The following is a 21,841-nucleotide window of genomic DNA, read 5'->3' as shown; positions in this document are numbered from 1 at the left end:
GGTCAACTCGAAACGACCCCGCCGTCCACGTTCAGCGTCTGTCCTGTGATGTAGGATGCATCCGGGCCGCAGAGAAAGCGGATGACAGCGGCCACTTCGGATGCCGCCCCGGCGCGTTGCAGCGGAATGTCGGCGACAAGTTTTTCCCCGCGCAGGGCGATTACGTCAGTGGTCATTCTGGTGGCGATCAGACCGGGCGCGACCGCGTTCACTAGGACGTTCGGCGCCAGTTTTCGCGACAGGGCGCGCACGAGGCCGACAATACCACCCTTGGCCGCAGAATAGGCAATGCGGTCGTGTACTCCCTTGCGAAAGGCGAGCGAGCTGGCAAGCACGAGGCGCGCAGTTGGATCGGCTATGTGAAAGGTTCCGAAGACACGTGCGAGGTCGTAAGCGTTGGTGAGGTTCGACTGGATTGCACGCGGCCAGACGTCACTTTCGTCTTCCGAAAAAGGGTCGTGTTCGTAGATTCCCGCGAGGTGAATAAGTGCATGGGCCGGGCCGCCCGCGGCCTCAAGCGCGGTGCGGCAAGCGGAAACGTTTTCCAGACCTGATTGGTGGGCGACCACCTTGCCAAGTCCGGCGAGTTCGCTCCGTGCATCTTCGAGCGCGTCGGCATTGATGTCGATGAGCGTCACAGCGTTGCCCAGTTCGAGGAAGGCACGCGCGGTCGCGCGACCGATACCACCGGCACCACCGGTGATTACGATACTGCGGTTGGAACTGGGGCCGTTCATACTGTTTCTTCCATGGACATGAGGGCTTTCAGACCGCCGGCGATCTTCTCAGCATCCGCCAGCGCTGCTGCGTTGAGAGGCTTCGATACGACAGGTGATGCGCGACCCCCTGAGATGCAGATGATCTCGTGATCGAGATAGTCGAAGAACCGCGCTTGCGCACCCGCTGCGATGCGCGGACCCAGCGAGAGGCCCTCCGCTGTCTGTTCCGCGACCATCAGCCGGTTGGTGCGGCGCAGGCTGTCGCCGATCGTCTCCCAGTCAACACCGAAGGAATCGAGGGAGCGTAGGTCAATCACCTCCGCATTGACACCAACGGTGTCTACCGCTTTCAGGGTGTCCTGCATGGACCCGGCCGTAACGAGGACCGTGCAGTCGGAGCCTTTTCTTATGACTTTTGCCTTGCCGAACGGGATAAACGCTTCCTCGGCATTTTTCGGCACCGAGCCTTTGATCTGGTAGAGTGAAGCATTCTCGATGATTACGACAGGGTCGTTGGAGCGTAGCGCTGTGTTGAGCATCCCGACATAGTCGAAAGGTGTCGCAGGCGCGAATATACGCCAACCCGGGAACATAGCGAACAGCCCCGCATGGTCGCCCGAATGCTGCGAGCCGTACCCGGTATCTGGGACGACCCGCAATCGAACGAGAAGAGGGACATCGACATCGCCACCGAACATGTGGCGTACTTTTGCGACCTGATTGAAGAGTTGGTCGGCGGCCACGAGGCAGAAGTCCGAGAACATGATCTCGATCACGGGACGTAATCCGTTAAGGGCGGCGCCCAGGCCGAGGCCTACAAATCCGTTCTCCGCGATAGGCATGGCAAGAACCCGGTCCGGGTAGGTTTCGCTGGCGTATTTGGTAACGCCGGTCACTCCGCCGCGCATCCGGTGTACATCCTCGCCGAGAACGATGATCGACGGATCGCGCGCCATGTTGCGCTCCAGCGCCCGCGCGGCCGCGTCGATAAGCGACGACGTGGCGAGGGTATCTTCTGCATAGTCCTCGACCTCGGAATACTTCAGGCTTCTCACTTCTGCGCCCGAGCCGAGGATGCCATCCTCGACGTGAGCGGGATCGGGCCAAAATTCTTCGGGAATAGCGCGGGCGTTGCCTTTGGGGACGGTCAGCGTTTCGGCCGCCTTGACGACGGCTTGGGTTGCCTTGTCGGTAAGCTCGTCCAGATCGGCGTCAGCGATGCCGTGCAGGTTGGTTAGCTGTTTTCGCAGGTGCGCGATCGGATCGCGCTTCTGCCATTCTCCTTCCTCTGACCTGGTTCGGTAGCCGAATGCGCTGCCAGGGTTCAGACCGATCTGGTGGACGTAGCGATAACACAGCGCCTCGATCATCACTGGACCCGCCCCGTTTTCGATGATGCTACGTGCTTCCCGCATCGCGAGGAAAACCGCGAGCGCATCCATCCCGTCCACCTCGATGCTGGGAATCCCCAGCATGGACCCGCGCGAGGTGAGTTGCTGGTCGCGCGTCTGTTCGTCCAGTCGGGTGGCGACAGCATAGAGGTTGTTCTCGACGAAGAAGACCACAGGCAAATCGTACAGCGCCGCTATGTTCATTGCTTCATAGCTCGCGCCCTGCATCAGGGCGCCGTCACCGAAAAAGCAGACAGAGATTTCGTCACGTCCCAGGAGCTTGTCCGCAAGGGCGTATCCGGATGCATGGGGCACGTTGCCTCCGACGATTGCGTTCGTACCGAGTACGCCCGATGCCGGGTCGCGCATGTGCATCGAGCCGCCGCGACCCCCGGCGTAGCCGGACGACAGGCCCATGATTTCGGCCATGAAACGGCGGATCGCTTCGTTCGTCGCGTCAGAGAATGGATCACGCAGGGGATTGTACTCGGCGTCGGTCCCGAGATTGACGAGTTTCGCGAGGATCTGGTGGTGTGCCCGGTGAGTGCCGTTCATGCGGTCGGAGCCGGTCAGTGCAGCCATGCAGCCTACTGCGATCGCCTCTTGCCCGATGCTGGCATGGGCAGGTCCATGAACGAGCCCCATGTTCCCGAATTCGAGGATCTTGTGTTCGAAGGCGCGGACCATGCTGGCCTGTTCAAACCACCGTGCAAGTTCGCGCATCGGGAGTTCTTCCCAATCCTGCGGCTCGGGGTGCAGGCGGACCCACTCTGTCGCAAAGGTTATCGGTTCGCGTTTCGGCAAAGAGGCCTCCCTGGTTTATGGCCTCTGAGTGAACTCAGGAGCGGCTATTTTTCATCTAAATATTTACTTTAGCCAATTAATATATGCAATATTAAACTTTTTAAGTGGAGTCAGTGTAGCCCGGGCGCGCTGGATATTATCATTCGTGTGAGGAAGCGAAGTGCCTGCAATACTTGCAGGCGGCCACCCGCGGCGCTGAGCCGGGAGTTCGGGGCTAACGTCAGGACCGTGGCGACGAGGCGGAAACGGCAGGCCGTGGAAGATTTGACGACTGGGGCCCAAGAAACCGCGCTCGACCAGTCGCAGAGCGGAAGAGGAAGCCGTCTCTATCTTGTCGCAGCCGTTGACCGCTGGACAACCACAGTCAACTCCGCACCCGCCTGGCCGGCTTTCTTGATGCGTACAACGGCGGGTGCCGCCTGAAAACACTCGTCGCCCTCGCCCGCTGCGACTACATCTGCGGGATATCGACTTCAGAACCTGATCGCGTCAGTCCCGATCCGAGCCACCGGATGCCGGGACCGAACAGTTGGCCGGTCAGCGCATTCTGCAGTTGGCTAAAGCTTGTCCAGCCGCGTATGATCGCCCGACGCCAGGCGCACTTCAGCGACGTGCTGCCCCGCCGCCGTGATCCCGGAAGGGAAGCGATCCCACGATTCCCGATCATGGGGGATCAGGACCTTGTTCATATCCCCCTGCACGTAGTCCATGATCCGCTGATAGGTCTTCATCACCGCATAGGGCCCGCCAATCGCCCATTTTGTGTTGGGGATGAAGTGTTCGGCGCCCGGAACCCCTGTAAGATTATGGGTGGAATAGATCGCGTCGCCTGTGATGATGCGCTTGTCGACACCCGCCGAGGTCTGGCTTTCGACCAGCACCAGTTGCGACGCGAAACTATGCCCCCAGCGATCCGGCCACACAGTGATTCCAGGGAACACGTCGTCCATTGCCCCGTCGATCAGGATCATCGAGCCAGCCGCGACCCTCGCTTCGGCTTCATCAATATCTCTTTCGTCCACCGCGGCCCGGAGAGGCCCGAAACTGCTCGGTTCGCCCAGCAGACTCCGCCACAATTCGATTTCCTGCGTCTGAAGGTAGGTTGTGGCGTTGGGAAACACTTCGATCCCGCCAATGTGATCCCAATGCGCATGGGTCAGGATGATGGCGTCGATGTCTTCAGGTTTGAAGCCGATCGCGCTCAGAACTTCGGCAGGGCCCTGCGTCTTGGTTACGCCGAACCCGTCCGCCATGTCCCGTTTCTTCTGTTGCGAAAAGTCGATCCCGCAATCGACGAGAATATTCTTGCCGCCGCCCGAGAGCAGCATGAAGGTAAAGGGAAAATAGAATGTCTCTCCCTGCGCGTAATAGCCTGAATAGATCGCCTCGGCAGGTTGCTCCTCCACCCGGGCATATTCCAGAATCCAAATCGAATAGTCACTCATGTGTGGCTCCTCCCGGCGCGTCTAGGTTTCGTTGATTTCAAGCGGGGTCGTCTCAACGAGATAGGTCGTTATGTCCTGAAGAAACTCGGCCCCGTGCTTCGCGGTTTTGCTGAAGGCATCTGAGGCATAACAGGCATCAAACCCCTCTCTGTCGGGAAACCAGAACTCGACAATGCCATCGACGGGGACTGCCGAGTGCGGCACCGACTGCCCCTTGATGTGGCGGTCGAGCACGAGATTCTGAACGTACCGAACATATCCCGGCATGTCGCGCACCATTTCCGAATGCAATCCCCACCACTCTGTCTGGAACTCCGCGGCGGAAATGCCGTCGGCCCGGCCAAGCAGCGAGACGCGCATCAACGATCCCGGCCTGAGGTCGGCTGGATCGGCGGCACGGTCGACCTTTTTTGCGATGACGAGATGGACGCCATCCAGAAGGCCGAGATCGCCGGCTGCGCGCCATTCCTCAACAGCGGAGCGCATGTCGGACAAGGTATCGAAATCCAATTCAAGAAATGCCGCGCACTCGACTTTGCCCCGCGCGAACGGGCTGCGCTGCTCGTCGTCCACGACCACGGTGAGGCGCGCCGATCGAACATTTCTGAGACCAAGAACAGCGGTCTGAATTTGCGAGCGTGCTTCCTCGGGTCCGCCCAGCCGTGCGACGTCTTCCGAACTCAGTAAAATAAGGTGTGTGATCAACAGATCCTCCCGCCCCTGATCTGATTGTACAGGCAAAATTTTGCCATAACAAATATCTTTGACATCAACGAATCGCGCCCTTCGTTCGCATTGGCCGCATGGGTGTATCAGTTATATAGCTCTGTTGCGAATATAAAATCTCAAGAATGCCATTAATTGTTAATTCGTTTCGGCAGTTTCGGGTCAGAGGCTGTGCCGCCTTTTCGGTGAAGGGATTGCCTGAAATGGCCGCCAACCGAGGAGGGCGCGACCGGCATGGCCAAGGCCGGCACCAGACGAGCCCGAACTCAGGCACAGGGTAAACGCTTGCTATCTTTGATCATTAACGCTAATAAGTAATAGCAGAAAGGCTAAAATAGATCGGTTTGCGATCAACACGGGATGCAAGGGGGCGGGAGGGCCGCCTTCAACTCTGGGAGGAAACCAAAATGAAATACTTTGCCGTTGCCACGGCTGCCGTTGCCGCCGTCTTGTCTGCGGGTGCGGGGCATGCCGATACCTACACTCTGCAGACCTTTGTCAATCTTCAGGCGCCGTCGATCGGACCGAGCCCGGTTCATTTTGCCGAACGGGTCTCATTGATGTCCGGGGGCGACATCACGATCGAGGTGCATGAACCCGGTTCTTTCGTGCCTGCCTACGAACTGTTCGGTGCCGTGAGTTCCGGCGCGCTCGACATGGGGTATGACTGGACCGGATACTGGGCGTCTCAGATCCCGGTTGCGTCGATTGTTGCGGCAATGCCTTTCGGGCCGTCTCCTGACGTGACCCTGGCATGGATGCTGAATGGTGGCGGCAAAGAGATCATCCAGAAAGCCTATGATCCGTTCAATGTCCATTTCATTCCCTGCCATGTGCCGCTTTCCGAAGCCGGCGGCTGGTTCAACAAGGAGATCAACTCGGTCGACGACTTCAAAGGAATGAACATCCGGTTCGCCGGGCTGGGTGGCAATGTCCTGGCCAAGCTCGGCGCCAACACCCAGGCCATCCCGCCGGGCGAGATCTACCTGGGGCTTGAAACCGGCCGGCTCGACGCCACCGAATTCGGCACGCCGCAGCTCGATGTCGGGATGGGGTTCCAGAACGTCACCAAATATTACTATTTCCCGGGCTGGCATCAGGTCGCGACCATCAATTCGATCATCGTGAACGGCACTGTCTGGGATCAGATGGATGCCCGGGACCAGCAGATCCTCGAAGAAGCATGCCTGGCCAATATCGCCTTCAACCTCGCTGACATGGTGCATGCACAGGCAGGAGCCATCGCGCAAATCCGTGAGGCCGGTGTCGAGATCAGGCGCTTCCCCGATGAGGTGCTGCAGGCGCTGCGGGTGGCCTCCGCCGAGGTCCTTGAGGAAGAGGCCACAAAAGACCCGCTCTTCGCCGAAGCGCTCGAGTCGCTCCGGTCCTACGTAGATACGGTCGGCGAATGGGAAGAACTTCAGGCTATTCCTCCCCAGCAAGACTGAGTTCATCCCGGCGGGCGCCCGAGTGTGCCCGCCAAACCCGTCCCGTCGATTGGGGAACCCCAGAATGCCGCCATCCAACTCACCGGCATCTCGGTGGTCGACAGAATGCGCAGCCTGCTCTGCCTGCCTGGCAGGATCGCCTGCGGGCTGACCCTGCCGATTGTCGTTACAATCCTGTTTCTGTCGCCGCCGCGATCAGGGGTGGTCGGTTCTGATCGACCAGGCGGGCGATCGGCCTTTGGGCGGCTCGGCGTTAGAGCCAACAGCAGAAGCTTACTCGCGCGGCGGCTGGTTCAGGCTACGGTCTACGGCAGGTCGTGCCAGACACCTGTCCAGCCAGCCCATCACGTTGGTCAATCCGCTCAGGCCCAGCGCATCGTCTTCGTTGAAATAATCCCGCGCGGTGCGCACCCAGGGGAAATTCGCGATATCAGCAATGGTTAAGTCGTCGCCCATGATATTGGCGCGATCCGAAAGCCGTGTCTCAAGCACGTTGAGAAGACGCACCGTTTCGTTGAAATAGCGCTCCCGGGGCAGCCGATCTTCCATCTCTGCGCCGCCACCGCGCAGGAAGAACGCGTATTGCCCGAACATTGGACCGATCCCCGCCATTTGGAACATGACCCACTGGATGGTCTCGTAGCGTTCAGCCGGGTTCTCGGGCAGGAACTTGCCCGTCTTCTCCGCGAGATATATCAGGATCGCGCCCGATTCCCACAAGCCGAAGGCGCCGCCGTCCGGCCCGCTTGGATCGACGATTGCGGGGATCTTGCCGTTGATGTTGAGCGTCTTGAACTCGGGCGAGCCGGCTTCCGACAATTTCACGGTATGGGCGTCGTAGGGAAGGCCGCATTCCTCCAGCATGGCCGAAACCTTGACGCCGTTTGGCGTGGGGAACGAGTAAAGCTGGATGGCACCGGGCGTTCGCGGTGCCCAGCGTTTCGAGATGGGAAAGTCGTCCAGGGTCTTCTGTGACATGGGTAACACTCCTCTGTCGGTCGCAGTGCCGGGCACCCGTATGTGGGTAGCAGCAAGGCTCTGACCCTTGTTCGGCGATCTAACTAGGTTGAGCTGCCGGGATCAGTTCGACTTCTTCGACGACATAAGTGGTCGCCGCGCTCAGAAAGACATCGCCATGCGCAACGGTGGATTTTGCTTGTGGTGAGGCAAAGGCGGCTTCCATCGCGTCGCTGTCGTCGAACCACATTTCCAGTGCGCCCGCGCAGTGGATGCCGGCTTCTGTCACCGGTCCCTCGGGGAGCGGCAGGTTCTGGACGATCAGATGTTGCAAATATCCCCGCAGGCCGGGGAATTCGGATACCATCGCCGCATGGTCATCAAACCAATGGTGGCGGAATTCGTCGATGCCCATGCCCTCCTTGCAGTAGAGCAGGGTCATGCGCTTGACGGCCTTGCCGGTCACCGATTTCTCCATCACGGGATTGGTTTCGACCGCATATTGCGACATGGATGCGGTGAATTCCGGCAAATCCGAAAACGCCGCGCGGTATTCGGGTGTGCTGCTGGCCTGTTTCATCGCCGCTTCGTCGGCGAACCAAAGCTGGGCGAAGCCGTCCACCTCGGCCCCGCCTCGGGAATGCTTGACCATCTGGCTGGCATCAACCACGTGGTTTTGCTGATATCGCAACAGACCGGGCACTTTCGCGGCCAGAGGGCCGTGAATGTCCCGCCAGTGCTGCGAGAAACGCCCTTGTGAAATGTCACTGCGCCTTTGGAGACAGCTGAAACGCTGAATCATGAGGTATTCTCCCTGTGTTCGAAAAAAATGCGTCGGCGTCGGGCATTGGCCGGGTCAGCCGGCCAGAAATCCGCCGTCGACCGGCAAAGTGGCTCCGGTGACATAACTTGCAGATTCTGACACCAGGTATGCGACCGCGCCCACCAGTTCCTCCGGCTTTCCGACCCGTTTCATCGGTACACGCTGCAGGAAGTAGCCCAGCTTGTCCGCATCCTGGCGTGTGTCTTGTGTCATTCGGGTTTCCATGATCCCGGGCGCGATGGCGTTGGCGCGGATGCCCTCGGGCGCGAGATCCAGCGCAAGGCCTTGGGTGAACTGCTTCACCGCCCCTTTCGAGGCGTTGTAGGCCAAGTTGTTGGGGGTTGCGATGAACGACGCCACGGAGGCTACATTCACGATTGACCCGCGGGTGATGCGCAGGGCTGGCAGAAACGCGCGCGTCGTGTTGAACATGCCTGCCACATTGACGGCAAATGTTATGTCGAGGCCTTCATTGAGCATGTCGTCGTCGATTCCGCCACGCCGCACGATGGCCGCGTTGTTCACGAGAGCTGCGACTTCGCCGAGTTCGGAGGCAACCGCTTGCGCTGTCGCCGTGCAGGCATCCATGTCGGAAATATCGCAGTGATAGGCCTGTGCAGACCGCCCTTCGGCGCGAATGTCCGCGGCCGTTTGATTGGCTGCGTCGCGATCGACGTCGAGCACTGCGACGGCCCAACCCTCCCGCGCCAGACCCAGCGCGATCGCGCGCCCGTTCCCATGCCCGGCACCCGTCACCACGGCGCATCTTTTTTTCGACATATGTGTTTTCTCCTGAGATTATCCCGGCCCTGTCGTCACGACAGACCACCGGTTGATTTGTGCACGAATGCTTCTGGCGAGCGGCTGATCAGCTTTGCCGTTTTCTCAACCGACTTCATGAAATTGAGCAGGGCAGGCGACAGGTAGCTTTCTTTGCGCCAGACGATGCTGACTGGTTCCAAGGTCAGCGAAAAAACGATGGGCAGCGTGACGAAGCCCTCGCTGTATTCGCAGCGACGCGCGAGACTGTCAGCCATCGGTGCCACGGCATCCGTAGCGCTGATCAAGCCAATAAAGAACGGGACTGACAGGGTTTCGAGAATACCAGCCTCGAATCGCAGCCCTTCCTTGTAGAATTTCGACTCGATCTGCTTGCGGGCCGTGAAATCCGAAGTCGGTAGAATCCATTGATATTTTGCGAGATCCGCCAGGCTTAAGTCGGAACTCCGGGCCAGCGGATGGTCGCGTCGCGCGACGATCCGGATCGGCTCGTCGTAGAGCTCGGTTGCATCGAGATGGAAATGGCCATCGGCAGGAAGGCGCAGGATCGCCGCATCCAGAAAGCCCGTGGTCAAGTCGTCTATCAACCTGTCGTTGGTGTCGTCGCGGATCGAGAAGGACACACCGGGGTTCGCCTTCTGAAACACCGCGATCGCCTGCGGTCCGAGCACTGCTGCTGCTACCGAGGCGATGCCGAGACGGATCAGCCCGGTGCTGCCACGCCCGATAGCGTCCAGCTCGTCGACCACTTTGTCTAGGCTGGCAAGGATCTGCGCGGCCTGTCTGACCACCGCCCGGCCTTCATTCGTCGGTTCCATCGATCGTGTGGTTCTGGCGAACAGACTGACGCCCAGGCTTTTCTCGATCCCCGCAAGTTGCCGCGAGAGGACCGATTGCAGCACGTCCAGTTCCTTCGCAGTCTCGCCCATGTTTCGGTGTTTTTCCAGCGCCACGAGCATTTCACATACCCGCGGTGTCAGCGGGTTGCTCGAATGCTGCGCCCTCTTTTTGTTGTTTGACGAAGCCATTCCGATCCTTTCTTCTCAAGAAGCTGGCCACTGGCGTCCAAATCGTTGCTGCTCAGCTAATAAATAATATCATTGTCGCTATTAATGCAAGTTGGAAAGCAGGTCCACCTCGACACTGTCGGGAAGACTATGCCGTTTGAACGGGCTGCACAGTACGAACCGGCCACCTCCAAGGACGCGAATAGCGGTTCTTAGAGAGCTGGAGACGTCACTTGGAGCAGGGCGTGCGACCTGGCAAGGCGAGGGCTGAGACCTGAAGTCCCTGAGCAATGGCCCTCCCGTCGCACATTGCAGCGCCCTGAATATGCGCAGTTGTGCCTTTTCGAAGGGAGAAAGCCCCTGCAAGCCAGATCAACGTGCAACCTCAGCGCGCAGAATGGTCCCTGGGGGCGTCGATATGGGGCGCCACGCCGACTAGCCCTATCCGTTCCGGAGCGGGCCGACGACGCGCGAGCAGATCCACAATACCTTGGCGTCTTCGTCGCCCTGGTTCACCAGCGCGTGGCCCATGGTGCTGTCGAAGTAGCAGCAATCTCCGGGGTCGAGCTTTGTTGGCGCATAGAATTCGGTGTGCAGTTCGATCTGGCCGCTCAGGACATAAATGAATTCTTCACCGGGATGGCTCAGCAACCCGTCGAAGGACTCGACGGAATGGGCCTTGATATCGGCCAGCAACGGAACGAATTGCCGGTTCGCGATATCGGTGCAGAGCATCTCGTAGTCGTATTGTTCCGTTGCATGGATGATCCCGTGCCCTTTGCGGGTCACCGCCTTGCGGCCGCTGACGGAATGGCCCGGCCCGCCGGACACCAGCTCGGCGATGTCGACATCCAGACCCTCGGCCAGCGACAGGATCGTGTCATAGGTGGGCGACATGTTCCCGTGTTCGATTTTCGAGAGGGTCGATGCCGCAAGGCCGGAGCGTTCCGACAGATCTATCAGCGTCAGTCCCGCGGCAGAGCGCAGATCACGCAGGCGGCGGGCAAAAACCTGGCCGCGCCGCTTGCGATTGGCGGTCTGGGCAATGGCAATATTGGAGTCATTTGCCATTTTCGCTCCTCGTCTTGTCACGTCTCTTCACCGCTCAAGGATGGCATTCGCGTTCTCCCCCGGTATGGGCGCGAGCGTCATTAGCTGTTCCCATTCCTCGTCGGTCAAGACAATCCCGTTTTTCAGGTTTTCCGCACGGTTCCGCCGGCGCCTTTCGCCGGGAAGAACGTGCAGGCCCGCCGCCGAGAGGTTCGTCATGAATTCCGACGCCCGGACGGCGAACGGGTTCCCGCCGCTCAGGGCCGGGTCGATCAACAGAATGAACTGGCCTGTCAGCGGTGTCGCTGCGCCCGGATAGCCCGACCAGTCCACCTCCGTCGAGAATTGCCCGCCGGTCAGGGCAGCGCCCAGCAGCTCGATCATCATCGACAGCGCCGAGCCCTTATGCCCGCCAAAGGGCAGGAGCGCGCCGCCGTCCAATACCCGGGCCGGATCCCGCGTCGGCTCGCCATCGGCATCGACGCCGATACCCTCGGGCAGCGGGCGCCCCTCCCGGCGGGCGATCTGGATATCGCCATGCGCCCAGGCCGAGGTTGCCATATCGAAGACGAAGGGGGCACGCCCTTCTGCGGGCGCCGCGAAGGCGATGGGGTTTGTTCCGAGCAGCGGGCGCTTCGCGCCGTAGGGGACGGTGACCGCCATGGAATTCACCACGCTCAGCGCGATGAGCCCGGCCTCGGCAAACGGCTCGATATCCGGCCAGAGTGCGCTGAGATGATGCGATTGGCGGATTGTCAGGATACAGGCGCCGGTTTTGCGCGCTTTGCCGATCGCCAGGCTGCGGGCGGCGGCCAGTGCCGGTTGCGCAAAGCCATTCCTGGCGTCGACCCTCAGGAAAGACGGCGCGACATCTTCGATCCGGGGGGTGGCTGCCGGGTTGACCCAGCCCGAGCGGATCGAGTCCACATAGCCCTTCATACGAAATATCCCGTGGCTCTTGGCCCCGTCGCGCTCACAGGAGGCGCAGTTTTCGGCAAGCAGGAGAGCGATGTCGTGCGGGGTGCCCACGGATTCAAAAATCCGGGCAAGGATTTCGCAGAGCTCTTCATACTGGACCCGTCGCGTCATCCCAAATCAGTCCCCGAGAGGTGAATTTCACTATAGGAAAACAGTAGATGCGTCCTTGCCCCCTGACAAGTCCCGTATTGGCGGCGGGTCGATCAGCTCCAATAAATACTGAATTTCCCCCGATTTCTGCGGTGGTTTCGCGGTCTGTGGGATCGCCGGAGCTGGACAGTGTATTGGTCTTGAGGGGCATCCATGTTGACAGCTTGTCTGATTCGTGACCTAATTTGCCTATAGGAAAATATCGGGACTTTACTGCGTCCCGGCCCGATCATCGGGTTCAAAATACTGTCGTACCGACAAGGGAGAACATCAACACATGCGTATCTCGTTCCGTAATCACGCGCTCCGGGCGGTGCTTGCCGCCGGTGCGTCCGTCATCGCGATGCAGGCTTCGGCCCAGTCGAGCGATCTCGTCGTCAACGCCGGTGTCGCGCCGTCGACCTTGGACCCGGCCTGGGCCTGCGGCCTGCCGGAAATCAGCTTTCTTCAGAACTTCTACGTGCGCCTCGTCCAGCATGGCACCAAGGAAAGTCATGAGGGCACCCGCGAGATCGACTACAGCGTGGTCGAACCCTATCTCGCCGATAGCTGGGAGATGAGCGAGGACGGTCTCGTCTACACGTTTCATCTGAAGGAAGGGTTCACCTTCCCCTCCGGCGCCCCGATTGATGCCGAAGCGGTCCGCTATTCGCTTCAGCGGGTCATGGACATGGCCGGCTGCGGGCGCTTTTTCCTGACCGATGGCCATCTCGATCCGGTCATCATCGAAAACATCGAGGCTCCGGACGCGGCAACCGTGGTGATCACGCTCAACGCGCCGAACGGGAACATGCTGGGAGACCTGGCCACCCATGCCGGGTCGATCGTCGATCCGGCGCTGGTGGAGGCCAATGGCGGCGTTGCCCCGGGCGAGCCGAACGAATGGATGTCGTCCAATGTGGCGGCGTCGGGGCCGTTCCTGCTGGAATCCTATTCGCCGAACCAGACGGCGCGCATGGTGGCCAATCCGGGTTTTGCCGGCATCGCACCGGCCTCGGATGCCATCACGGTGAACTGGATCTCCGCGGCGCCGACCTTGCTGCTGCAGGCCCGCACGGGGCAGGCCGACATCACCTTCGATCTGTCCAAACAGGCGGCGAAATCGCTCGAAGGCAATGAAGGAACCCGGGTTCTCGCCTATTCCAACCCCTTCGTTCAGCAATTGATGCTGAACAACACAAAAGCCCCCTGGGATAATGTGCTGGTCCGCCAGGCGGCGGCGCTTGCGATCCCCTATGAGGATATTATCGAGCGTGTGGCCTATGGCTGGGGCACCGCCTATTACGGGCCGATCCCGCCGGCGCTGCCCGGCTTCAATCCCGCGCTGTCGGCACCGCTCGCCATGGATCTCGACCGTGCGCGCGAGCTGATCGCCGAAAGCGGTCTGGAAACCCCGATTCAGGCGGAACTCACCATTCAGGAAGGCGATGCCGCCCAGCAGCAACTGGCGACGGTGGTCCAGTCCACCTTCGGCGAGATCGGCATCGACCTGTCGATCCGCGTCGCGCCGGGTGCCGAGTTTCAGGATCTGACCCAGGGGCACCAGCTTCCGGCCTTCATGCGGCTCGACGGTCCCGGTGTTTTCGAGGTGGGGTATTATTGGGGCTACGACCTCAAATGCGGCATCTCCTTCAACCTGACCGATACCTGCATTCCCGGCGTCGATGAGATGATCGACGAGATGCGGGCATCTTCCGATCCGGACCGCCGTCAGGCGATCATGGACGAGGTTACGGCCATGTGGCGGGATAACTGGCCGAAAATCCCGATCTACGAAGACAAGCCCGTGGTTGTGCTGAGCGATACCGTTTCCGAGTTCACGTTCGCGCCGCTGCCTGACTATCGCTACTGGGGCAAGAACTGAGCCTGGGGGACACAAGACTATGGCAACTCGTATCGGTGTCGACATCGGCGGCACATTCACGGATCTTGTCTACTTTGATGAAGACACGGGCGAAACCGTCGAGGGAAAGGTGCCAACCGTTCCCTCGGCCCCCGAGGAAGGCGTTGTCGCGGCGATCAGGGATTATGTGCCGCAGGATGTGATCGAACGCGCCGAGTTTTTCCTGCACGGCACCACCGTGGGGCTGAACGCCTTGCTGGAACGGCGGGGGGCGCGGGTGGGCCTCATCACCACGCAGGGGTTCCGCGACGTGCTGGAAATCCGGCGCGGCGACCGGGCGGAAATGTACAACCTTTTCTGGAAGCAGACCGAGCCGCTGGTGCCCCGGCGCCTGCGCCTCGAAGTGGGGGGGCGGATGCTGGGCACCGGCGCCGAATACACCCCTCTCGACGAGGCGGATGTGACGGCGGCGGCGCAACGGCTGATCGCGGAAAACGTCGATGCGATCGCCGTGTCGCTCATCAACGCCTATGCCAACCCGGCCCACGAATTGCGGCTGGAAGAATTGCTGCGCGCGGCCGGCTTTGAAGGCGGCATTTCGCTTTCGCACAAGATTTCCGGCGAATACCGCGAATATGAACGCACATCGACAACCTGTGTCGACGCCTTCGTTCGCGGGCGGATGGCCAATTATCTGCGCCGGCTCGACGGGCGGCTGCGCGACATGGGGTTCAAGGGCACCTCGCTGATCACCCGTTCCGGATCGGGCTCGATGACGTTTGCGGAAGCCGAGGACCGGCCTTTCGAAACCATCATGTCCGGCCCGGTGGGCGGTGCGCAGGGGGCGAGCGAGATCGCCAAACTCCTCGGCATCAAGTCGCTGGCCACGGCCGATGTGGGGGGCACCTCGTTCGATACGGCGCTGGTGATTGACGGCAACCCCCAGGTGCTTTTCGAAGGCATGATCGACAACATGCCGATCCAGTCGCCCTGGGTGGATGTGCGGTCCATCGGGTCGGGGGGCGGGTCCATCGCCCATATCGACCCGGGCGGGCTGATGCGCGTCGGGCCGAGATCGGCCGGTGCCGTTCCGGGGCCGGCCTGCTATGGCAAAGGCGGCACGGAGCCCGCGATGACCGATGCCGCCGCATGGCTCGGGATGCTGGGGCCGGGCAACCTCGCCTCGGGGATCCATCTCGATATCGGTCAGGCCAGGGCGGCGCTGGAAAAGGTCGGCAGCCATATCGGGCAAGATGCGGAAGGGACCGCCGCGGGCATCATGCAGATTTCGTCGGCGGCGATGGCCAACGCGATGCGGGAAATCTCGCTCGACCAGGGGCTCGATCCCCGCGAGATGACGCTGGTGCCCTTCGGCGGGGCCGGCCCGCTGATGGGAACGCTTCTGGCCGATGAGCTGGGGATGGACCGCATTGTCATCCCGCCGCTTGCGGGCAATTTCTCGGCCTGGGGGCTGCTCGGCGCCGACATGGTGCAGTCCATCGCACGGACACGGGTGATCGACCTCGTGCCCGGCGCGCTCGACCAGGTGAACGCGGTCTTGGCCGAGTTGTTCGTCGCCCTTGAAGAGCGCAGCGCCGCCCATGCGCAGAGCTCGATCAGGTCGGCGCGGCTCGATCTGCGCTACAAGGGTCAGGAACACACCCTGACCATCGAGGTCGCCGTGGACGGCGCATCGGTGGCGGAGGATGAGGCGGCCCTGCTGGATCGTTTCGTGGCCGAATATGCGCAGACCTTCGGGGCGACGATGAACCAGGAGGTGGAGCTGGTTTCCATCCGGGCCAGCACGACCGTGCCGCTGCCGCGCAGGGATCTGAAATACAGCCCGAAACGCGGTGGCGAAACCGATCTCGACGAGATCAATGCCTATTCCTTCGAGCGAAAGGCGCGGATGCCATTCCGCATCATTCCGCGCGGCCAGATCACCGGCAAAGTCAACGGGCCGGCAATCGTGACGGAAGACACGACGACGACATATGTCGACGCCGAATGGACGATGTCCGTGGGCAATGCGGGCGAACTCACTCTGGAACGGATAGTGTAACATGACCAATCGACACGAACCTGTGGTCCACGAGGCCGGCAGAAAAGGCCGGATGACCGACGCCAAGGCCGATCCGATCACCACCGAAGTTGTGCGCCATGCGCTGAACTCGGCTGCAAATCAGATGAAGCGCGCGCTTGTCCGCACGTCCTTTTCGCCGATCATCTACGAAGTCCTCGACTTCGCGGTCGCGATCTATGACAAGGATATCCGCCTGCTCGCCCAGGCCCCGTCGCTGCCGCTGTTCATGGGGACGCTCAGCTTTTGCATCGACGAGGCGGTAAAGAGCAATGGCGGGCCGGAAACGCTGAACCCCGGCGATGCGCTGATCTACAACTGGCCCTTCGGCACCGGCTCTCACCCGCAGGACATGGTCATCATCATGCCCGTGTTCTACCGCGATGAGGATCTGATCGGTTATGTCGCCATCAAGGGGCATTGGCTCGATATTGCGGCCAAGGACCCTTATTGCACCGATACGACGGATGTATTCCAGGAAGGCGTCATTTTCCCTGGCGTGAAGATCTACAAGGAAGGCGTGCTCAACGAGGACATCTTCCGCATGATCATGGCCAATACGCGCGTGCCGAATATGGTGCGGGGCGATCTGGATGCGCAGGTCACCGGGTGCCGGGTCGGGGTCAAATCGCTGCTGGAAGTGGTGGAGCGCTTCGGTCTGGACGAGTTTCGGGCGGCGGTCGACGATATGTTCGACCACGGCGAGCGCATCGTGCGCTCCTATTTCGAGAAAATCCCCGATGGCCGCTATATCGGCCGGGGAGAGATGGACAATAACGGCGTCACCCCCGACCGTATTCCGTTCGAGATCGCACTCGAAGTGAAGGGGTCGGAGGTCACGCTCGATTTTTCGAAAGTGCCGGACGAGCAGGTGGGGCCGACCAACTCGCCGCTGCCATCCACCATTTCGGCCAGCCGCGTGGCCATCACGATGCTGGCGGGATATGGCGAAGCGCCGCATGAAGGCCATTTCCGCTCGCTCAAGGTGATTACCCGGCCGGGCTCGATGTTCGACCCGCTGCCGCCTGCGCCGTCATTCATCTATGGCTGGCCCGCGCTGCAGGCGATCGAGGTGATCTATAACGCGATCTCGAATGCCATGCCCAAGGCCGTTCCGGCCTCGTCCGGCGGCTGTATCTGTTCGCTCGTGGCATGGGGGCAGCGCGAAGCCACCCGTCAGCCCTGGGCCGATGGCACGCCGCTGCCGGTGGGGCAGGGCGCCTGGGATGGCGGCGATGGCGGGATCATGCTGCATATCGCGGAATCGGCGACCCGGTTCACGCCGGCGGAGGTGTGGGAGCATCGCAACCCCTGGATCATCGAACAGCTCGCGCTGGCGCCGGATTCCGTCGGGCCGGGCAAGTATCGCGGCGGGCCGGGCCTCAATCTCGATATCCGGATGGTGGAAGACACGCTTATCACCACGGTTTTCGAGCGGGCCTATAACGCCCCCTGGGGGCTGAAAGGCGGCGAAGAGGCCAGGCCGAACAACTGCCTTGCGCAATTGCCGGACGGCTCTGTTCACGAGATCCCGAAGACGACGCACTTTTCCATGCCGAAGGACTCGGTTCTGAGGATGAAAACGGGCGGTGGCGGCGGATACGGCAATCCGAGCGAGCGCCCGGTCGAGGCGGTCATGCGCGATATCGAGGACGGCTACATTTCCGAGGAATTCGCCCGGGCGCATTATCCCCATGCGTTTGCCTGAGCCGGATTGACCGCAAGCCAGACGCCGCTCCGGTCGGTTGCCGGGGCGGCGCTGGCCCGTGAATAAACCAGAGGAAACCCAAAGGTGCTCCGAACTGCCACCAAGATAGTCCGCGATCCCGAAATGGCCCTGGGCGTTGCGATCATGGCCGTGCTTGTCCTTGTCGCCGTTGCCGGACCTTTCATCTGGCGTGTCGATCCGCTGAAAGTGAATGTTCTCAATTCGTTGCTGCCGCCATCCCTCGACCATCCGATGGGAACCGACGATGTCGGGCGCGATGTGTTCGCGCGGTTCATCTGGGGCGCGCAGGTGTCGATCGGGGTGGCGCTGGCGGTGACCGTTATCGGCACCCTGGTCGGCGGGGTGCTGGGGCTGATCGCTGGCCTTCTTTCGGGCGCGGTGGACCTTGTCCTGTCGCGTATCATGGATGCGATCCTGGCCTTTCCGCCGCTCATTCTGGCCATGGCCGTCGCGATCGGGCTTGGGACCGGCATGGTATCGGCGATGGTCGGTGTCATTCTGGCCGCCATCCCGTGGTATTTCCGGCTGCTGAGGGGCGAGGTGCTTCGGCTGCGGCACATGATGTATGTGGAGAGCGCGCGGGCGCTCGGGGCATCGAACATGCGCCTGATCCGGCATCACATCCTGCCGCAGACCGTGTCGACCATTCTGATCCAGGCTTCCTCGGTCTTTTCGTTCTCGGTGATGACGATGGCCGCGCTCGGCTTTGTCGGGCTGGGCATTCAGCCGCCGGTGCCCGAATGGGGCACGATGATCACCGAGGGGCTGGCCTATGCGTTGACCGGGCAATGGTGGCTCGGTCTGTTCCCCGGCCTTGGCATCTTTGCGCTCGCGGTCGCCGGCAACGTGATCGCCGACCGGCTCCGCGACATTTACGATCCGAAATCGGGTCTCGGGATAGGGGGCTGAGCGATGGGCAGGTTTCTGGCCGAACGCCTCTGGTCGGCGGTCCTGACGGTTCTCGGGGCGTCGATCATCGCCTTTGTCGTCCTGCGCGCCCTGCCGACGGATCCGGCCCGCCTTATCGCCGGGCCGTTCGCCTCCGAAGATGTGCTGGCGCAGGTCCGCGCTCAGATGGGCCTCGATAAGCCGCTGGTGACCCAATATCTCGACTATATCGTGAACTTCTTCACCGGCGACTGGGGCTTTTCCTATGCCGCCGGCAAAGACGTGCTGCCACTGGTCGCCGAACGCCTTCCCGCCAGCGGCGAACTGGCGCTGTTTGCGTTTACGATTGCGTTTTCCCTGGCGGTTCTGCTGACCGTTCTGGTGAGTTATTCCGGATCGCGCGTGCTGGACGGGCTGCTGCGCGCCGCATCGTTTGTGGGCGTTGGCGTTCCGCCTTTCTGGATTTCGCTTCTGTTCCTGATGCTGTTCTTCGAAACGCTCGGGTGGTTTCCGGGGCCGGTGGGGCGCGGTCCGGCGCCGCCGCATGTGATCACCGGATTCTATACGTTCGACTACCTGCTTGCCGGGGATATTCGCGGCGCGCTCACCGCGCTGCGTCATCTGGCGCTCCCCGGTTTCGCGCTTTCGCTGGCTTCGTTCGGCTACCTCATCCGCCTGCTGCGCGCCAATCTGCTCGATGTCGTGCACGAGCCGTTCATTACGGTTCTGCATTCCAAGGGGGTGCCGGCATTTTCAGCGCATTTCAGACATATCCTGCCCAATGCCTTTCTGCCCACCATTACCGCCGGCGGACTGATCCTTGCACAGCTTCTTGGCGGCTCGGTTCTGGTCGAGCAGATCTTCACCTGGCCCGGCATCGGCACGCTGGTGATCGACGGGATCACCCGTCAGGATTATGCCGTGGTGCAGGCCTTCATTCTGCTGTCCGCGGTGATCTACATCGTCGTCAACTTCGCCGTGGATCTGCTCTATGGCTGGATCGACCCGCGCGTGAGGAGGAGCTGAGATGAGCGAAGCGCCCCTTCTCGAAGTCGCCAATCTGCGCACCACATTCGATACGCCCCGCGGCAAGGTGGTGAGTGTCGAAGATGTCAGCTTCTCGGTTCCCCGGGGCAAGACGCTGGGGCTGGTCGGCGAATCCGGCTCCGGAAAGAGCGTGACCAGCCTGTCGATCATGCGCCTCGTTGGCCGGGGTGGCGGGCAGGTCGAGGCCGGCACGATCACGCTGCGGGGCAATGACGGCGCCGGGATCGACGTGCTGTCGCTGCCGGAGCGCCAGATGCGCGAGGTGCGTGGGCGCGACATGGCCATGGTGTTTCAGGAGCCGATGACCTCGCTCGACCCGGTCTGGTCGATCGGCGATCAGATCGCCGAATCCATCCGGCTGCACCACGGCGCCAGCAAGCGCGAGGCGCGGGCGCAGGCCGTGGAGATGCTGCGGCTGGTCGGCATCCCCGCGCCCGAACGGCGTGTGAAGGATTATCCGCACCAGCTTTCGGGCGGGATGCGCCAGCGCGTGATGATCGCGATCGCGCTGTCATGCCGGCCCGGCCTTCTGATCGCCGACGAGCCGACCACGGCGCTCGATGTGACGATCCAGGCGCAAATTCTCGATCTGATCCGCCGGTTGCAGGCGGAAATCGGCATGTCCGTGCTCTTCATCACCCACAATCTCGGTGTCGTCGCCGAGATCGCGGATCGTGTCGCCGTGATGTATTCGGGGCAGGTGGTGGAGGAGGGCCCGGTTGCCGAGATCTTCGCCAATCCGCGCCACCCCTATACCGTGGGGCTGATGGCCTCGATCCCGGGGGGCGATCACGGGCTGAAAGACGGGCATTTGCCGACCATCGGCGGCGCGCCGCCCAACCCCCTCGACCGCCCCGCCGGGTGCCGCTTCGCGCCGCGCTGCACGCTGGCAAAAGATGCCTGCCGTGCCGCGGGGCCGGCGCTGGAGGAGGTGGCGCCGCAGCACAAGGTGCGCTGCATTCGCTGGCAGGAGGTGACCCGATGAAAGACATCGCTTCCGAGACCCGCCCGCTGTTCGAAGCCCGCGATCTGACCAAGCGCTTTCCCGCGCCTTCGGGCCTGCTCGGCCCCAAAAAGCAGGTTCACGCGGTCGAGGGCGTAACCTTCTCCATCCGCAAGGGCGAGGTGTTTGGCCTTGTGGGCGAATCCGGGTCCGGCAAGACGACCGTGGGGCGGATGCTGGTTGGGCTCATTCCGCCGACCTCGGGGAACATGGTGTTCGACGGCAAAGAAATCGCCGATCTGCCGCCCGCGAAGATGCAGCCCTACCGGCGCCGCGTTCAGATGATCTTTCAGGATCCTTTCGCCAGCCTGAACCCGCGCCGCCGGGTCGGCGATCTCGTGGCCGAGGGCATGGAAATCCATCGCCTGGGCAACCGTGCCGAGCAGCGCGAGGAGGTTGCCCGCCTTCTCGATCTCGTTGGCCTTCCGGCGGATGCCGCCAGACGGTTCCCGCATGAATTTTCCGGCGGGCAGCGCCAGCGGATCGGCATCGCCCGCGCGCTGGCGGTCAAGCCCGACATGCTGGTCGCCGACGAACCTGTTTCGGCGCTGGATGTTTCGGTTCAGGCCCAGGTGCTGAATCTGCTCCACGACCTGAAGGAAAAGCTCGATCTCACCATCCTTTTCATCTCCCACGATCTCGCCGTGGTCGAGCATTTCTGCGACCGGGTGGCGGTGATGTATCTTGGCCATCTGATGGAACTGGCCCCGCGCGAAAGCCTCTTTGCCCGCCCGCGCCACCCCTACACGGAGGCGCTTCTTTCGGCGGCGCCGGTGCCGGACCCGGCCCGCAAGCGCGCACGCATCGTGATGGAGGGCGATGTGCCGTCGCCGATTGATCCGCCTTCGGGCTGTGTGTTGCGGACCCGCTGCCGCTACGCCACCGCCGACTGTGCGCAAACACGCCCAACCATGAACCAGGTCGCGCCGGGCCATTTCAAGGCCTGCCTGCGCGACGATATCCTGTAGGTTTT

18 protein-coding genes are annotated in these 21,841 nt (G+C 61.7%); 8 read left to right on the top strand and 10 right to left on the bottom strand.

Going from position 1 to position 21,841, the window contains the following annotated elements:
* Positions 1 to 2: 2 nt before the first annotated feature.
* The 4 genes from QMG28_RS08150 to QMG28_RS08135 form a co-directional block, all read right to left on the bottom strand.
* Positions 3 to 737 carry an SDR family NAD(P)-dependent oxidoreductase gene (locus QMG28_RS08150; protein WP_281841723.1) on the bottom strand — a complete coding sequence of 245 codons (735 nt, stop codon included), beginning with the start codon at positions 735 to 737 and terminating at the stop codon, positions 3 to 5.
* Positions 734 to 2,914, bottom strand: a complete 2,181-nt coding sequence (locus tag QMG28_RS08145; RefSeq protein WP_281841722.1) for an alpha-ketoacid dehydrogenase subunit alpha/beta — start codon at positions 2,912 to 2,914, stop codon at positions 734 to 736. The genes QMG28_RS08150 and QMG28_RS08145 overlap by 4 nt, the downstream gene beginning before the upstream one ends.
* Positions 2,915 to 3,471: 557 nt before the next feature.
* Positions 3,472 to 4,359 carry an MBL fold metallo-hydrolase gene (locus tag QMG28_RS08140; protein WP_281841721.1) on the bottom strand — a complete coding sequence of 296 codons (888 nt, stop codon included), beginning with the start codon at positions 4,357 to 4,359 and terminating at the stop codon, positions 3,472 to 3,474.
* Between the two features lie 21 nt (positions 4,360 to 4,380).
* Complete coding sequence (locus QMG28_RS08135) at positions 4,381 to 5,064, bottom strand: EthD domain-containing protein (RefSeq protein ID WP_281841720.1); 684 nt, start codon at positions 5,062 to 5,064, stop codon at positions 4,381 to 4,383.
* A 428-nt stretch (positions 5,065 to 5,492) separates the two neighbouring features.
* Here QMG28_RS08135 and QMG28_RS08130 point away from each other — a divergent pair, with 428 nt between their 5' ends.
* On the top strand, positions 5,493 to 6,533 hold the full coding sequence (locus QMG28_RS08130; RefSeq protein ID WP_281841719.1) for a TRAP transporter substrate-binding protein: 1,041 nt from the start codon (positions 5,493 to 5,495) through the stop codon (positions 6,531 to 6,533).
* Between the two features lie 273 nt (positions 6,534 to 6,806).
* Here QMG28_RS08130 and QMG28_RS08125 read toward each other — a convergent pair whose 3' ends face one another.
* The 6 genes from QMG28_RS08125 to QMG28_RS08100 form a co-directional block, all read right to left on the bottom strand.
* The gene (locus QMG28_RS08125) at positions 6,807 to 7,511 is read right to left on the bottom strand and encodes a glutathione S-transferase family protein (protein WP_281841718.1); all 705 of its coding nucleotides are present in this window, start codon (positions 7,509 to 7,511) and stop codon (positions 6,807 to 6,809) included.
* A 79-nt stretch (positions 7,512 to 7,590) separates the two neighbouring features.
* Positions 7,591 to 8,292 carry an EthD family reductase gene (locus QMG28_RS08120; protein WP_281841717.1) on the bottom strand — a complete coding sequence of 234 codons (702 nt, stop codon included), beginning with the start codon at positions 8,290 to 8,292 and terminating at the stop codon, positions 7,591 to 7,593.
* Between the two features lie 54 nt (positions 8,293 to 8,346).
* The gene (locus tag QMG28_RS08115; RefSeq protein ID WP_281841716.1) at positions 8,347 to 9,093 is read right to left on the bottom strand and encodes an SDR family NAD(P)-dependent oxidoreductase; all 747 of its coding nucleotides are present in this window, start codon (positions 9,091 to 9,093) and stop codon (positions 8,347 to 8,349) included.
* Positions 9,094 to 9,128: 35 nt separating this feature from the next.
* Positions 9,129 to 10,121: a LysR family transcriptional regulator gene (locus QMG28_RS08110; protein WP_281841715.1), complete on the bottom strand. Its 993-nt coding sequence runs from the start codon at positions 10,119 to 10,121 to the stop codon at positions 9,129 to 9,131.
* 420 nt (positions 10,122 to 10,541) lie between these two features.
* Positions 10,542 to 11,171: a helix-turn-helix domain-containing protein gene (locus tag QMG28_RS08105; protein WP_281841714.1), complete on the bottom strand. Its 630-nt coding sequence runs from the start codon at positions 11,169 to 11,171 to the stop codon at positions 10,542 to 10,544.
* A gap of 27 nt (positions 11,172 to 11,198) precedes the next feature.
* Positions 11,199 to 12,239: an Ldh family oxidoreductase gene (locus tag QMG28_RS08100; protein ID WP_281841713.1), complete on the bottom strand. Its 1,041-nt coding sequence runs from the start codon at positions 12,237 to 12,239 to the stop codon at positions 11,199 to 11,201.
* A gap of 316 nt (positions 12,240 to 12,555) precedes the next feature.
* On the opposite strand from QMG28_RS08100, the gene QMG28_RS08095 reads away from it, so the two are divergent.
* The 7 genes from QMG28_RS08095 to QMG28_RS08065 all read left to right on the top strand — a co-directional run bounded on the left by QMG28_RS08095 (position 12,556) and on the right by QMG28_RS08065 (position 21,836).
* Positions 12,556 to 14,142, top strand: coding sequence for an ABC transporter substrate-binding protein (locus QMG28_RS08095; RefSeq protein WP_281841712.1), 1,587 nt, complete (start codon positions 12,556 to 12,558; stop codon positions 14,140 to 14,142).
* 19 nt (positions 14,143 to 14,161) lie between these two features.
* Positions 14,162 to 16,183, top strand: coding sequence for a hydantoinase/oxoprolinase family protein (locus QMG28_RS08090; protein WP_281841711.1), 2,022 nt, complete (start codon positions 14,162 to 14,164; stop codon positions 16,181 to 16,183).
* Between the two features lies 1 nt (position 16,184).
* Positions 16,185 to 17,909, top strand: coding sequence for a hydantoinase B/oxoprolinase family protein (locus QMG28_RS08085; protein ID WP_281841710.1), 1,725 nt, complete (start codon positions 16,185 to 16,187; stop codon positions 17,907 to 17,909).
* Positions 17,910 to 18,053: 144 nt separating this feature from the next.
* Positions 18,054 to 18,839, top strand: a complete 786-nt coding sequence (locus QMG28_RS08080) for an ABC transporter permease (protein WP_281841709.1) — start codon at positions 18,054 to 18,056, stop codon at positions 18,837 to 18,839.
* A 3-nt stretch (positions 18,840 to 18,842) separates the two neighbouring features.
* Positions 18,843 to 19,844: an ABC transporter permease gene (locus QMG28_RS08075; RefSeq protein ID WP_281841708.1), complete on the top strand. Its 1,002-nt coding sequence runs from the start codon at positions 18,843 to 18,845 to the stop codon at positions 19,842 to 19,844.
* Position 19,845: 1 nt separating this feature from the next.
* Positions 19,846 to 20,850 carry an ABC transporter ATP-binding protein gene (locus tag QMG28_RS08070; RefSeq protein WP_281841707.1) on the top strand — a complete coding sequence of 335 codons (1,005 nt, stop codon included), beginning with the start codon at positions 19,846 to 19,848 and terminating at the stop codon, positions 20,848 to 20,850.
* Entirely contained in the window at positions 20,847 to 21,836 is a 990-nt protein-coding gene (locus QMG28_RS08065) for an ABC transporter ATP-binding protein (RefSeq protein WP_281841706.1), read from the top strand. The genes QMG28_RS08070 and QMG28_RS08065 overlap by 4 nt, the downstream gene beginning before the upstream one ends.
* Positions 21,837 to 21,841 lie beyond the last annotated feature (5 nt).

This window comes from Sinisalibacter aestuarii (assembly GCF_027923545.1).
Classification (GTDB): Bacteria; Pseudomonadota; Alphaproteobacteria; order Rhodobacterales; family Rhodobacteraceae; genus Sinisalibacter; species Sinisalibacter aestuarii.
The sequence above is the reverse complement of the archived record's forward strand: the minus strand, read 5'-3'. Positions and strand labels throughout refer to the sequence as shown.

What these genes read in the sequence shown, in the direction of transcription:
- QMG28_RS08150 (WP_281841723.1), bottom strand. Translation starts at nt 737, where the DNA reads ATGAACGGCCCCAGTTCCAACCGCAGTATCGTAATCACCGGTGGTGCC.
- QMG28_RS08140 (WP_281841721.1), bottom strand. Translation starts at nt 4,359, where the DNA reads ATGAGTGACTATTCGATTTGGATTCTGGAATATGCCCGGGTGGAGGAG.
- QMG28_RS08130 (WP_281841719.1), top strand. Translation starts at nt 5,493, where the DNA reads ATGAAATACTTTGCCGTTGCCACGGCTGCCGTTGCCGCCGTCTTGTCT.
- QMG28_RS08125 (WP_281841718.1), bottom strand. Translation starts at nt 7,511, where the DNA reads ATGTCACAGAAGACCCTGGACGACTTTCCCATCTCGAAACGCTGGGCA.
- QMG28_RS08120 (WP_281841717.1), bottom strand. Translation starts at nt 8,292, where the DNA reads ATGATTCAGCGTTTCAGCTGTCTCCAAAGGCGCAGTGACATTTCACAA.
- QMG28_RS08115 (WP_281841716.1), bottom strand. Translation starts at nt 9,093, where the DNA reads ATGTCGAAAAAAAGATGCGCCGTGGTGACGGGTGCCGGGCATGGGAAC.
- QMG28_RS08110 (WP_281841715.1), bottom strand. Translation starts at nt 10,121, where the DNA reads ATGGCTTCGTCAAACAACAAAAAGAGGGCGCAGCATTCGAGCAACCCG.
- QMG28_RS08105 (WP_281841714.1), bottom strand. Translation starts at nt 11,171, where the DNA reads ATGGCAAATGACTCCAATATTGCCATTGCCCAGACCGCCAATCGCAAG.
- QMG28_RS08100 (WP_281841713.1), bottom strand. Translation starts at nt 12,239, where the DNA reads ATGACGCGACGGGTCCAGTATGAAGAGCTCTGCGAAATCCTTGCCCGG.
- QMG28_RS08095 (WP_281841712.1), top strand. Translation starts at nt 12,556, where the DNA reads ATGCGTATCTCGTTCCGTAATCACGCGCTCCGGGCGGTGCTTGCCGCC.
- QMG28_RS08090 (WP_281841711.1), top strand. Translation starts at nt 14,162, where the DNA reads ATGGCAACTCGTATCGGTGTCGACATCGGCGGCACATTCACGGATCTT.
- QMG28_RS08085 (WP_281841710.1), top strand. Translation starts at nt 16,185, where the DNA reads ATGACCAATCGACACGAACCTGTGGTCCACGAGGCCGGCAGAAAAGGC.
- QMG28_RS08080 (WP_281841709.1), top strand. Translation starts at nt 18,054, where the DNA reads ATGGCCGTGCTTGTCCTTGTCGCCGTTGCCGGACCTTTCATCTGGCGT.
- QMG28_RS08075 (WP_281841708.1), top strand. Translation starts at nt 18,843, where the DNA reads ATGGGCAGGTTTCTGGCCGAACGCCTCTGGTCGGCGGTCCTGACGGTT.
- QMG28_RS08070 (WP_281841707.1), top strand. Translation starts at nt 19,846, where the DNA reads ATGAGCGAAGCGCCCCTTCTCGAAGTCGCCAATCTGCGCACCACATTC.
- QMG28_RS08065 (WP_281841706.1), top strand. Translation starts at nt 20,847, where the DNA reads ATGAAAGACATCGCTTCCGAGACCCGCCCGCTGTTCGAAGCCCGCGAT.